Source organism: Aquirufa antheringensis, assembly GCF_004307425.1.
GTDB classification, from domain to species: Bacteria; Bacteroidota; Bacteroidia; order Cytophagales; family Spirosomataceae; genus Aquirufa; species Aquirufa antheringensis.
Window position 1 is genome coordinate 226344 of record NZ_SEWZ01000002.1, and the last position, 12923, is coordinate 239266.

Below are 12923 nucleotides of genomic sequence, written 5' to 3' on the forward strand. Positions count from 1 at the left end.
AAGAATAAAGATTGTTACGGAGGCTTCCGAAAGGGGGCCTCTTTTTTAGTATCTAGGAAATACTAAAGTGATTCGAAACCTACAAAATATTTATTTAAAGGATTAACTACACTCTTGTCACAGAATTACTTGTTTTATTACTTTTAGGATTCTATTTCTTGTTGATTTTTTCGCTATTTTGTACTCAATTGTACCCAGAGAACCGAATTATTAATCAATGAAAAACGTTAAAGAATCTGCCAACTTTATTTGGTCTATTGCCGATCTACTTCGTGGTGATTATAAGCAAAGTGACTACGGCAAAATCATACTGCCATTAACCGTTATTAGACGTTTGGATTGTGTTCTTCAAAGCACAAAGGAGGATGTATTGAAAAAATACGAACACCTCAAAACCACGAATGTTGAAAATGTTGATCCGATATTAAATAAAACTGCCGGATTGAAATTCCACAATAAAAGTCTTTTCGATTTTGATAAGCTAATTGCAGACCCCAATAACATCGCCGCAAATCTTCGCAATTACATTAATGGATTTTCAGAAGACGCGCGGGAAATCATCGAACAGTTTGAATTTGAGAATCAAATAAATAAAATGGATGAGGCTAATCTCTTGTTTATGGTTGTAAAACGATTCCAAGAAGTTGATCTTCATCCGGATCGGATTTCGAGCATGGAAATGGGGTACATGTTTGAAGAGCTTATTCGGAAATTTGCTGAAATATCGAATGAAACTGCCGGAGAGCACTTTACTCCTAGAGAGGTTATAAAATTGATGGTTAATATTTTGTTCCTAAATGACCGGGATATTTTAACCAAAAAGGGAATTACTAAAACTATCTATGATTGTTGTGCTGGCACAGGTGGTATGCTTTCTGTTGCAGAGGAATATTTACACGAATTAAATCCAGACGCCCGCTTGGAAGTATTTGGTCAAGAATTAAATCCTGAGTCTTATGCCATTTGTAAATCAGATTTATTAATCAAGGGACAAAATGCATCCAACATTAAGAAAGGCAATAGCATTTCAGAGGATCAGTTATCCCACGAGAAATTCGATTACTTGATTACAAATCCTCCATTCGGTGTGAAGTGGGAGAAGTTTGGTAAGAAAGTCAAAGATGAGCATGAATCCTTAGGCCATGGAGGTAGATTTGGAGCAGGATTGCCCTCCGTAAGTGATGGCTCCTTTTTATTTTTAATGCATTTAATGAGTAAGATGAAGCCAGAAGGCTCGCGTCTTGCTATTGTTTTTAATGGTTCTCCCCTCTTTTCAGGATCCCCAAGTAAAACAAAGAATGAAAGCAGCATCCGTCAATGGATCATTGAAAATGATTTATTAGAAGCTGTGATTGCTTTGCCAAATCAGCTATTTTACAATACAGGCATTTCCACCTATATCTGGGTCATATCAAATCATAAGCCGGAGAATCGCAAAGGGAAAGTTCAGCTTATTAATGGCGTCGATTTCTTCAAGAAGATGAGTAAATCATTAGGCGACAAGCGAAATGAATTGTCTGATGATCATATTGCAGAAATCACCCGAATCTATGGTGAATTTATCGAAGGAGAGTTCTCCAAAGTATTTGAGAACAAAGCGTTTGGCTATTCCAAAGTAACCGTAGAGAGACCTGAAAGAAATGAGAAAGGCGAGATTTTGAAAGACAAAAAAGGAGCCCCGAAGCCAGATTCATCCTTACGAGATACTGAGAATATTTCATTGCTAATGGATATCCAAGAATATATGAAAAAGGAGGTTTTACCTCATGTTCCGGATGCCTGGATTGACGAAAGCAAAACTGCAATAGGGTATGAAATTAACTTCACCAAATTCTTCTATCAGTATAAGCCTCTTCGTTCGTTGGAAGAAATTCGCGCTGATATTTTAGCATTAGAGCAAGAGACAGATGGGTTGTTAAGACAAGTTATCGTATAAAAAATGAAGAAATACGATAGCTATAAGGATTCAGGGATTGAGTGGATTGGGGAGATTCCATTACATTGGCAAATTAAACGAGTTAAGCACACTACCTATGTAAAAGGCAGAATCGGTTGGCAGGGCATGCGTTCCGATGAATTTCTTCAATCTTCAGATAGTTATGTTGTTACAGGAACTGACTTTGAAAAAGGGCGAGTGAAATGGGAAACATGTTATCAAGTTCCGATGGAGCGTTATGAAGAAGACCCATTTATACAACTACGAAATGGGGATTTATTAATCACTAAAGACGGTACAATAGGGAAAGTAGCTGTTGTTAAGGATATTCCAAAAATTGCAACATTAAATAGTGGGGTATTTCTTACTAGACCAATAGATGATTCTTATGTCCCAGAATTTATGTTTTGGATTCTTTATTCTGACGTTTTCAAAACTTTTTATGATTACAATAAATCGGGTTCGACCATTCAACATTTATATCAAAATGTATTCAATGAATTTAAGTTCCCCTTACCAAGCATAAATGAACAAACTACCATCGCCAATTATCTCGATCAAAAAACCCGTCAAATTGACAACTTAATTGCCAAGAAAGAAGCTTTGACTCAATTGCTAGAAGAAGAACGAACTGTCGTTGTAAACAATGCGGTAACCAAGGGTCTTGATACGAAAGTTCCAATGAAGGATTCGGGTATTGAATGGTTAGGAGATATCCCAGAGCATTGGAAGGTGAAGAAAATAAAGTTTATTGCAATATTGAAGAGTGGTGAAAATATTACATCAGAGAGCATCAAAGAAGTAGGTGATTATCCTGTTTATGGTGGAAATGGATTAAGAGGATTTTATTCTGAATTTACAAATGATGGAGATTACATATTAATTGGCAGACAAGGTGCACTTTGCGGAAATATTAAATATGCCAGAAATCGATTTTGGGCTTCTGAACATGCTATCGTATGCTATTTGGAGCCTGATAATAATTGGCTTTGGTTTGGTAAACTTCTAGAATCAATGAATTTGAATCAATACAATCAATCGGCTGCTCAGCCAGGATTAGCAGTTGGTGTTATAAAAAATCTTTCTATTCCTTTCCCAAGTATTGAGTATCAGAATGAAATTGTAGAATTCATTATTGATTATGAGAAAAAAACAAATGAAATAGTTGAGAAGACTAAAAATGAAATTGGATTGTTAAAAGAATATAAAATCGCCTTAATCAGTGAGGTGGTTACAGGTAAGGTGAATGTAAGAGATGAAAATTTGAATTGAGATGATTACAGCAAAAAATGCTATTGATACTCTACAAAAGAGATATAATGAATTAATAAATATCCATGATGCACAAAGGTTCAATGAATGGAAAATTAAAACATTGCAAACCCTAGGCCATATTTATGGAGCAGATCATAACAGCTATTCAGCCCTAAAGAATATCAATAGTTTTTCCTATTCGGACAGAACTATAAACGCGATACGAGAAGCGACTGAATTAATTAAAGGTTTAATTGAGGACCTGGACAACCTTGGATTACCAATTATTTTTAACAATAACACGCCGAATGTAAACTTAAACATCAGCCAACAAAATACTCAACTTCAAACTACGAACATTTCAATAAATCTAGATATACTTATTGACATATTAAAAGATGAATTGAAGGGAAGTCAAATAAAAGAATTGAAAGCTATAATAGAATCAAATGAATCTCTGGAAGAAAAGAAAAAATCATTTTTTGATAAAATAAAATCCTTTGGTGCAGATATTGCATCTAACGTTTTAGCCAATTTATTAACCAACCCAAATATTTATGAGCAAATTTTGCTCCATCTGTAGGATTAGAAAATTTTAAAATGAAAAAAATACTCGGCGCACCTAAAAGTATAAGAGAGCTTTTTACTGGGGTTAAATACAGTATCCATTATTATCAAAGGGAATATCAATGGCAGCGAAAGCAAGTTGAAGAGCTGATTGAGGATTTAACTGGAGAATTTCTAGAATATTATTCTGAAACACATGAACGTAATGAAGTAGAGAAGTACGGGCATTACTTTATGGGTTCAGTGGTTTTAACAGAAGATGAAAATGCAATTATAGATGGACAACAAAGACTTACATCTTTAAGCTTAGTTCTTCTTTTCATTACCAAACATCTTCAAGACACTAATGATAGGGCGGAAATATTAAACTTGATTTATTCACAAAAATATGGCAAAACAACTTTCAATATTAATGTTGAAGAACGGACAAAGTGCCTAGAAGCAATTATTAATGACGAAGTTTTTGAGCCAGAAGGTCATCCCGAAAGTGTTCAAAATATTTGGCATAGATATAATGACATAATTGAATTAATGATTGATGCCATCCCAGAAGGAGCGTTACCATTTTTTAAAGATTGGCTTATAGATAATGTTCAATTTATAAAAATTGTTGCACAGACCGAACAAGACGCACACAAAATATTTGTCTCAATGAATGATCGCGGTCTTAGTCTTACCGCGACAGAGATGCTAAAGGGCTATTTATTGTCAGAAATTGCGGAAAATGAGGATCGACAAAAGGCAAATGAATTGTGGAAAGCAAAAATGCTTGACCTGAAAGCATTAGGCAAAGAACAAGAAAGTGATTGCATCAAAACTTGGTTAAGGTCACAGTATGGGGAAACAATTCGGGAACGGAAAAAGAACGCAACACCTGGCGATTTTGATATTATAGGAACAGCTTTTCATAAATGGCTTCGGGAAAATGCTAATACAATTGGATTAAAAAAATCTGTTGATTACAGTGACTTAGTTCAAAAAGAGTTCATCCTATTTTCCAATACATACATCAGAATATCTGAATATTCGACAAAGTTGACAGAAGGGTTTGAATACATTTTTTACAATGCTGACAGGAACTTCACATTACAACCCTTGTTGTTATTAGCCAGCTTAGATAAAAATGATACAAAAGAAATTATTGATGCTAAACTTAGAATAGTTTCCTGCTTTTTAGATCAATATATTTCAATTAGAATCTTCAATTTTAAAACATTAGATTACTCAGCGATGACGTATACAATGTTTATGCTTGCAAAGAAAATAAGACGAAAAGATAGCACTCAATTAGTTTGGATTTTGACTGAGGAAATAGCAATTATGGAGTATAACTTAGGCGGTATTGAACAGTTTCATTTGAGTGGATGGACTAAACGATATATGCTTCATCAACTTGCTAGGATAACTCATTTTGTAGAATCTCAGAGCGGGAGAGATACTAAATTTGATGTTTATGTAAATCGGAACATTAAAAATCCTTATGATATAGAACATATTTGGGTAGACCACTACGAAAGGTATTCCGAAGAGTTTGAATCAGAAGAGGAATTCCAAAGAACCAGAAATATGCTAGGCGATTTAGTACTATTACCACAAGATATAAATAGGAGTCTAAATGATACGACATATGCGAAAAAGCTACCAAAGTATTTTGGACAAAATTTATTAGCGTCATCATTAAATGAAAATTGCTACGAAAACAATCCCAATTTTTTACGATTTGCAGCGAACTATAAACTTAACTTTAAACCAAATACCGATTTTACTAAGGAATCAATCAAAGAACGGCAAAAGCTATATTTAGACATTTCCAAAGCAATTTGGAATGTTGAAAACTTGAAAAGCTATTTATAACAGCATAATACAATAATAATGAGCATCCCCATTAACATAGAATCTCTTCTTTCAGGTAAAATTGTTGAAGGCTCGCGCATGGAATTCAAAAAAGGCTGGAACCCCAAACCTATTATGAGAACCATTTGCGCGTTTGCGAATGATTTTGATAATGAAGGAAGTGGCTATGTGATTGTTGGGGTAGATGAAGAAAATGGCATTCCAATACGGCCTGTTGACGGATTTGATCCTACTCATTTAGAAAAGGTGGAGCAGGATTTAGTGAAGTTTTGTAACCAAATTCATCCATCCTATTTCCCTAGACCATCTCTTGAAGAAATTGATGGCAAAAATGTATTAGTATTGTGGGTCCCAGCTGGAGCAAATAGGCCATACAAAGTTCCAGATGATGTTCTTGCAACTCATAAAACACTGAATTACCGTATTCGATTTCGTTCAAGTTCTATTATCCCAAATAAAGAGCAAGAAGCAGAATTAATTCAGTTAACCGCGCAGATTCCATTCGATGATCGCGTGAATACTTCAGCTTCAATTGAGGATTTAAGCAAGCATCTTATGCGTACACATTTGGCAGAAATCAATAGTAAGCTATATGCTGAAAGCGAAGAGATGTCATTATCGGAGCTGGCTAATGCAATGAATTTAGTCCAAGGTGCGGCAGAACATCTGTTCCCCAAAAACATTGGATTATTAATGTTTGGCAAAAATCCTCAAAAATATTTTAAAGGGGCAATTATTGAAGTAGTTGAATTTCCCGAAGGTCTGACAAATCCGTTTACGGAAAAGATTTTTGAAGGTACGATTCAAAAGCAGCTAATTGACGTGCTTTCCTATATCAAATCAAATGTAATTAAAACAAGGGTCATCAAATATAAAGACCGCGAAAAATCAGATCGCTTTGAGAATTATCCTTATGCTGCCATTGAAGAAGCAATGGCAAATGCGGTCTATCATCGAAATTATGAGTTACTTGATTCCATTGAAGTGCGAATTATGGCTCATTCTATTGAAATCATAAGTTATAACGGTGTTGATTCTTCTATTAAACAAGCTGAATTTGATGCAGGTCGCGTTAGAGCAAGGCGTTATCGAAATCGCCGAGTTGGAGAGTTTTTAAAAGAATTACAATTAACCGAGGGTCGAGGAACAGGGATCCCCACCATTGTTAAGGCATTAGATGAGAATGGTTCTCCCGCTGCAAAGTTTGACACGAATGAACCTGAACGAAGCCATTTTTTGATCGAAATTCCGATTCATTTTTCATTTATGGTAAATGAGGAAGGGGATGCTATCGACCAAGTCACCGACCAAGTCATAGCGGGCATTAACTATCAAATAATCAGCAAATTAAACGAATTTGAACCCATACAAATTTCAACTCCCGCTATGTCTACCGACCAAGTCTCCGACCAAGTTGATGAGACTAAAAAGATGTCGTTCATTATTCATACCGACGCCCTTCTAGATCGTATTAAAAAGCTTCAGGAATTTGGTTCCCCTAAACCTAGCCCAGAGGTGGTCAAAAAATATACAGAATCAGCCATTGCAATAACAGAAGAGCAATGGAAAATTTTACAGTTTAGCGTATTTCCTAAATCTAACAAAGAGATACAGGAGGAGGCGCTTAACCTAAAAAATCACACAGACAACTTCAGAAACCACGTAGAACCTCTTTTAAATAAAGGCTATATAGCAAGAACAATCCCTAATAAACCTACAAGTAGCAGTCAAAAATATTTTACAACAGAGAAAGGTAAAATAGTAGCAAACATTCGAAATGAATTAATGAAAGAATAATGGCGAAAGGAATCCATACTGAATTAACTTTTGAACAAGCAATCGAGGCATTCTTACTGGAGCAAGGTGGCTACGTGAAAGGAAATTCTTCTGATTTTGATGTAAAACAAGGATTATTCCCTTTGTATATCACTGACTTTTTAAAGCTCTCTCAACCGAAAGCTTGGGCAAAAATTGAATCCATTCATAAGGACGAAGCAGAGAAAAAAGTAATTCTTCGCCTTGTTAAAGAAATTGATTTACGAGGAGCACTTGATGTTATCCGCAAGGGCTTCACAGATTATGGCGTGAAATTTCAGATGGCCTATTTTAAGCCTGAAAGTTCATTGAACCCGGAAGCCGAGGAACAATATAAGACGAATCACTTATCGGTCACAAGGCAGCTCTATTATGAACGTGATGGCAAGAACTCCTTAGATATGGTTCTTTCTTTAAATGGATTGCCCATCGCAACGATTGAACTCAAAAATCAGTTTTCTGGTCAAACGGTGGAAAATGCAAAAAAGCAATACGTATATGACCGAGAGCCTGGCGAGCCCATCTTCCAATTTAAGAAAAGAGCCCTTGTTCACTTTGCAGTAGATACGGACGAAGCCTTTATGACGACGAAGTTAGATGGCAAAAAAACACGCTATTTACCTTTCAATTTAGGTTATCAAAATGGTGCAGGCAACCCTCCAAATCCTACTGGATACCGAACCTCGTATTTGTGGGAACAGGTGTGGGCCCGAGATAGCTTTCTCGATATCATTGGTAAGTTTCTTCATTTAAGTGTCGAAGAATTTGAATTAAATGGCGTAAAAAAGAAGAAAGAAGCTATTATTTTCCCCCGCTTCCATCAAATGCAAGTTGTCCGCAAAGTGACTTCTGACGCAAGACTGAATGGTGCTGGCCATAATTACCTGATTCAACATTCCGCGGGTTCGGGGAAATCAAACTCGATTGCTTGGTTATCTTATCGACTTTCGAGCTTACACGACGATTCCAATAATAGAATCTTCGATTCCGTAATTGTCATCACAGATCGAAAGGTTTTAGACTCTCAATTGCAACAGACCATTTTTCAGTTTGAACACAAAGATGGTGTCGTTCAAAAAATTGACAAGGATTCGACGCAACTAGCAACAGCTATTTCAACGGGTTCTAATATCATCATTACTACCCTTCAAAAGTTCCCTTTTATTCTTGATAAGATTGGTGAAATTCCAGCAAGAAAATATGCCGTCATAATTGATGAAGCACATAGCTCACAAGGGGGTGAAGCCACTAAAAAAATGAAAGAGGTCTTGTCCGCAAAATCGTTAGAGGATGCAGAAAAGGACGAAGCTTATACTGGTTTAGAAGAAGATGCTGAGGATGAAATCAGAAAATCCATGTTAGCGAGAGGAAAGCAAACTAACTTGAGTTTTTTCGCTTTCACTGCGACGCCAAAGCCTAAAACGATTGAAGTTTTTGGAACAAAAAGCTCAAATGGGAAGCCTCAACCATTCCATTTATACTCGATGAAACAAGCGATCGAAGAAGGCTTTATTCTCGATGTTTTGAAAAACTATACTACCTACAAAACGTACTTCAAGTTATCAAAGGAAATAGAAGAAGACCCTAAGGTTAACCGAAAAAAAGCGGCTCGAGCTATTGGTCGTTTTATGTCATTGCATCCACATAATTTAGCGCAGAAAACAGAAGTTATGGTGGAGCATTTTCGTCAAATCGTTGCGAAGAAAATTGGTGGAAAAGCAAAGGCAATGGTCGTTTCAAGTTCACGACTACACGCGGTAAGGTATAAGGAAGAGTTTGATAAATATATAAAAGAAAAGGGGTACCAAGATGTAAAAACCATCGTCGCTTTTTCCGGAAAAGTAATTTATGCAAATGCTCCTGAAGGAGTCACAGAAGTAGAATTAAACGGATTTGCAGAAAAGGAACTCCCTAAGAAATTTGCTTCCGACGGGTATCAATTGCTTTTGGTAGCAGACAAATACCAAACCGGTTTTGACCAGCCTCTTTTACATACGATGTACGTGGATAAAAAATTATCAGGTGTAAAAGCGGTTCAGACTTTATCAAGATTAAATCGAATGTGTGCAGGAAAAAATGACACGTTTGTGTTAGACTTTGCAAATGAAACAGATGAAATTCTAGAGTCGTTTCAACCCTATTATGAACTGACTTCAATTCAAGAAAATTCAGATCCGAATTATTTGTATGACTTGAAAGCCGAGATCGAAAAAGCTCAAGTGATTTGGGAGTCAGAAGTGAATAACTTCTGCAACCTTTACTTTAAGTCAGCTAAGTCATTGACTGTTTCTGACCAAGGAAAATTAAATGCCTACATAGATCCAGCAGTTGAACGATTTAAGCAATTGCCAGAGGAGAATTCTGATAAAAACACGGTAGGCACTGAAGTAACTCAAGAGGACTTTAAGAACACGCTGCAAAGTTTCAATCGGACCTATTCCTTTCTAACTCAGATCATGCCTTTTTCTGACGTTGACTTGGAGAAACTATTTACCTACACGAGATTTTTGTATAAAAAATTACCGCGGACTGCTCAAAATGATAAGTTTAAGCTTGGCGATGAAGTATCTTTAGAATATTACCGTTTGCAAAAAATCGCTGACCATAGTATCGTAATGGAAAGCCAAAATGTCTATGAATTAAGAGGAGGAGGAGATGCTGGTTTACGATTATCCAAAGAAGATGAAGCAAATTTATCTGAAATCATCGAGGTACTAAACAAGAAATTCAAAACAGAGTTTAACACCGCGGATAAATTATTCTTTGATCAAATTGAAGAAGATATGGTCCTCGATCAAACGCTAATAGAACAGGCAAAAAACAATCCTATTGAGAACTTCAAATTCGGATTTGATGACGTGTTTATGGATAAACTAATCAGCCGAATGGAGCAAAATCAAGATATCTTTGGAAAGATGATGGATGATAAAGATTTTGGAGGCTTAGTAAAAGGATATATGCTGAAAAAGGTTTACCAAAGATTAAATGCCTAATATAACTTGAGGTCCCAAAATGGAACTTCAAGATTTTACTGAGTTCATCAAAAAAGGTTTCATTTCTGAAGCCTTTTTTGATTCCTACTCTATGCTTTGTGCTTTATTCTTTATGCTTTAAAAAGAGAGAGAGAATTATTTTGTATTCGGTCTATAATTTATTGCAAAGCACAAATTGAGACCGAATACAAAAAATTATCTTCTACCACCAGTTCTCCTACCACGCTCCTTCCCCTTCGGAATCACTCTTCCACCCCTCGGCGCTTCTCTCTTACGAGAACGGTTATTCGCGAATTTGCCTACTAGGCCAGAGCGCATACCTATTAATTCGAGGTCGATCGTGCGTTTCGCTAGGTTCGTGTCACGGACTTTTACCTGAACCTTATCTCCAAAGGTGAAGACACGGCCATTCGATTTACCCACGATGCGGTAATTGTTTTTATCTAAATCGTAGAAATCATCATTCAAGTCGACCATACGCACAAGGCCTTCGCATGAAGTTTCTCCGATCTCTACGAAAATTCCGAACTCGGTTACACCGGTGATGATACCGTCGAAAACTTGTGGTTCGTGCAAGCTCATGTATTCCACTTGCTTGTACTTGATGGAAGCGCGTTCTGCATCAGAAGCGAGTTTTTCGCGGTCTGAACTGTGCTTACATTGGATTTCTAAAGGGGCGCGCTCCGCTGGAGTGCCGCCGTCTAAATAATGTTGCAACAGGCGATGCGTCATGACGTCTGGGTAACGGCGAATCGGGCTGGTGAAGTGTGAATAGAACGGGAACGCAAGGCCGAAGTGACCGACAGGATCGGTGCTATAACGGGCTTTGGACATCGTACGCACTGCTAAACTCTGCAATACGTGTTCTTCGCCTTTGCCCTCGATGTTTTCCATCAAGGCATTGAACGATTTGCTGACGTGCTGTGGATCAGTCGTTACTTGGTAGCCAAATTTCTTCGCAAACGACGAGAATACCTGCAGTTTTTCTGGATCCGGTGCTTCGTGGATACGGTACACCATGGTATTGCGAGGCTCGTCTTTTTTCTTGTTGAAGACGAATTCAGCGACTCTTTTGTTAGCTAACAGCATAAATTCCTCAATCAACTTGTGCGCATCCTTCCGCTCACGTGGAAAAACGCCGGTAGGCTTGCCATCCGCGTCTAATTCAAAGCGGACTTCGGCTGTTTCGAAGTTCACGGAGCCGTGCTCGAAACGTCTACCGCGGTAACTTTTCGCAATGCGATTCAAATCCCGAATAACGGGCACATAGCTGTCATCGGAATCATTTTCGATTAATTCTTGCGCCTGCTCGTAAGCGAAACGGCGGTCCGAATGAATAACCGTGCGGCCAAACCACTCTTTCACAATCGTGTCGTTCGCGTCTAGTTCGAAAACGGCGGAGAAGGTTAATTTATCTTCGTTTGGACGAAGGGAACAAAGTCCGTTCGATAGTTTTTCTGGCAACATAGGAACTACACGATCCACTAAGTAAACCGAAGTAGCACGCTTATAGGCCTCGATATCGAGTACACTCCCGGGTTTCACGTAGTGGGAAACGTCAGCGATGTGAACACCGATTTCGGTGTTGCCGTTCTTTAGTTTTTGGTAAGAGATGGCATCGTCAAAATCTTTCGCATCGATCGGGTCGATCGTGAAAGTTAAGACCTTGCGCATGTCCTTGCGCTTCTTGATTTCAGTGGCAGGAATCTGCACTAAGATCGAAGCAGCGGCCTTTTCAACTTCTTCTGGGAAGTCGTATGGCAAGCCGTATTCCGCTAAAATCGAGTGCATTTCTGTATCGTTCTCTCCGGCTTTACCGAGCACTTTGATGACACGACCTTCGGCCTTTTTACCGTCTGTTCCCCAGCGAGTTACTTCTACGATCACTTTGTCTAGGTGCTTTGCGTCCTTGATTTCGAACTTAGGCAAATAGACATCTTCGTAAATTTTCTTCGAATCGGGGATTAAAAACGAATAGTGCGGAGTCACTTGGATGACACCTACTAACTCAGCGGAACGACGTTCCAATATCTGTACGACCTCTCCTTCCGGACGGTCATTTTTTCTTTTTTCTGATGGGCGACGCGCTTGGACGATGACTTTATCCCCGTCTTTGGCATTATTTAAATCCGCTGTAGCCACCCAAATATCCTTCGCCCCATCTTCCGGAATCACAAAGGCAAAACGCGCATTCACGTGATCCACGCGACCTGTCACCTGGAAAGATTCATTGTCAAAACGAATATTTCCCTCCTCATTCTTAATCAAGCGGTTTTCGGCAATCAACTTAGCGACAAGGTCAGAATAAATCTCCTTCGTCTTGCGATCGCGGATGGCAAAAGCCTTGTGTAATTGGTTCAAAGAATACGAACGGTAGTCGTTCAATTCAAAAAACTCCAATATCTCAGCTTTTAAGCCGCTCAAAAATTTCAGTTCCTTAGGAGAAGGCATGGTATTTCAATTCAAATTATCCTGCAAGGTACACATTATTGATTTCTTAATTC

7 protein-coding genes are annotated in these 12923 nt (G+C 37.9%); 6 read left to right on the forward strand and 1 reads right to left on the reverse strand.

Going from position 1 to position 12923, the window contains the following annotated elements; translation table 11 throughout:
- Positions 1-217 precede the first annotated feature (217 nt).
- From EWU21_RS03935 to EWU21_RS03960, 6 genes are read left to right on the forward strand one after another with little or no spacing between them, the layout of a single operon-like run.
- Positions 218-1936, forward strand: coding sequence for a type I restriction-modification system subunit M (locus EWU21_RS03935; protein WP_130895506.1), 1719 nt, complete (start codon positions 218-220; stop codon positions 1934-1936).
- 3 nt (positions 1937-1939) lie between these two features.
- Positions 1940-3208 carry a restriction endonuclease subunit S gene (locus EWU21_RS03940; RefSeq protein WP_130895507.1) on the forward strand — a complete coding sequence of 423 codons (1269 nt, stop codon included), beginning with the start codon at positions 1940-1942 and terminating at the stop codon, positions 3206-3208.
- Position 3209: 1 nt separating this feature from the next.
- Positions 3210-3773: a hypothetical protein gene (locus EWU21_RS03945; protein ID WP_130895508.1), complete on the forward strand. Its 564-nt coding sequence runs from the start codon at positions 3210-3212 to the stop codon at positions 3771-3773.
- A 17-nt stretch (positions 3774-3790) separates the two neighbouring features.
- Positions 3791-5611, forward strand: a complete 1821-nt coding sequence (locus EWU21_RS03950; protein WP_130895509.1) for a DUF262 domain-containing protein — start codon at positions 3791-3793, stop codon at positions 5609-5611.
- Between the two features lie 18 nt (positions 5612-5629).
- The gene (locus tag EWU21_RS03955) at positions 5630-7408 is read left to right on the forward strand and encodes an AlbA family DNA-binding domain-containing protein (protein ID WP_130895510.1); all 1779 of its coding nucleotides are present in this window, start codon (positions 5630-5632) and stop codon (positions 7406-7408) included.
- Positions 7408-10419: a type I restriction endonuclease subunit R gene (locus EWU21_RS03960; protein ID WP_130895511.1), complete on the forward strand. Its 3012-nt coding sequence runs from the start codon at positions 7408-7410 to the stop codon at positions 10417-10419. Before EWU21_RS03955 ends, EWU21_RS03960 begins: the two co-directional genes overlap by 1 nt.
- A gap of 195 nt (positions 10420-10614) precedes the next feature.
- On the opposite strand, the gene rnr is transcribed toward EWU21_RS03960, so the two are convergent.
- Positions 10615-12870 carry a ribonuclease R gene (gene rnr, locus EWU21_RS03965; protein ID WP_130895512.1) on the reverse strand — a complete coding sequence of 752 codons (2256 nt, stop codon included), beginning with the start codon at positions 12868-12870 and terminating at the stop codon, positions 10615-10617.
- Between the last annotated feature and the right edge of the window lie 53 nt (positions 12871-12923).

Excerpts from the sequence above, each read along its gene's own strand:
- EWU21_RS03935 (WP_130895506.1), top strand. The coding sequence starts at position 218 with ATGAAAAACGTTAAAGAATCTGCCAACTTTATTTGGTCTATTGCCGAT.
- EWU21_RS03940 (WP_130895507.1), top strand. The coding sequence starts at position 1,940 with ATGAAGAAATACGATAGCTATAAGGATTCAGGGATTGAGTGGATTGGG.
- EWU21_RS03945 (WP_130895508.1), top strand. The coding sequence starts at position 3,210 with ATGATTACAGCAAAAAATGCTATTGATACTCTACAAAAGAGATATAAT.
- EWU21_RS03950 (WP_130895509.1), top strand. The coding sequence starts at position 3,791 with ATGAAAAAAATACTCGGCGCACCTAAAAGTATAAGAGAGCTTTTTACT.
- EWU21_RS03955 (WP_130895510.1), top strand. The coding sequence starts at position 5,630 with ATGAGCATCCCCATTAACATAGAATCTCTTCTTTCAGGTAAAATTGTT.
- EWU21_RS03960 (WP_130895511.1), top strand. The coding sequence starts at position 7,408 with ATGGCGAAAGGAATCCATACTGAATTAACTTTTGAACAAGCAATCGAG.
- rnr (WP_130895512.1), bottom strand. The coding sequence starts at position 12,870 with ATGCCTTCTCCTAAGGAACTGAAATTTTTGAGCGGCTTAAAAGCTGAG.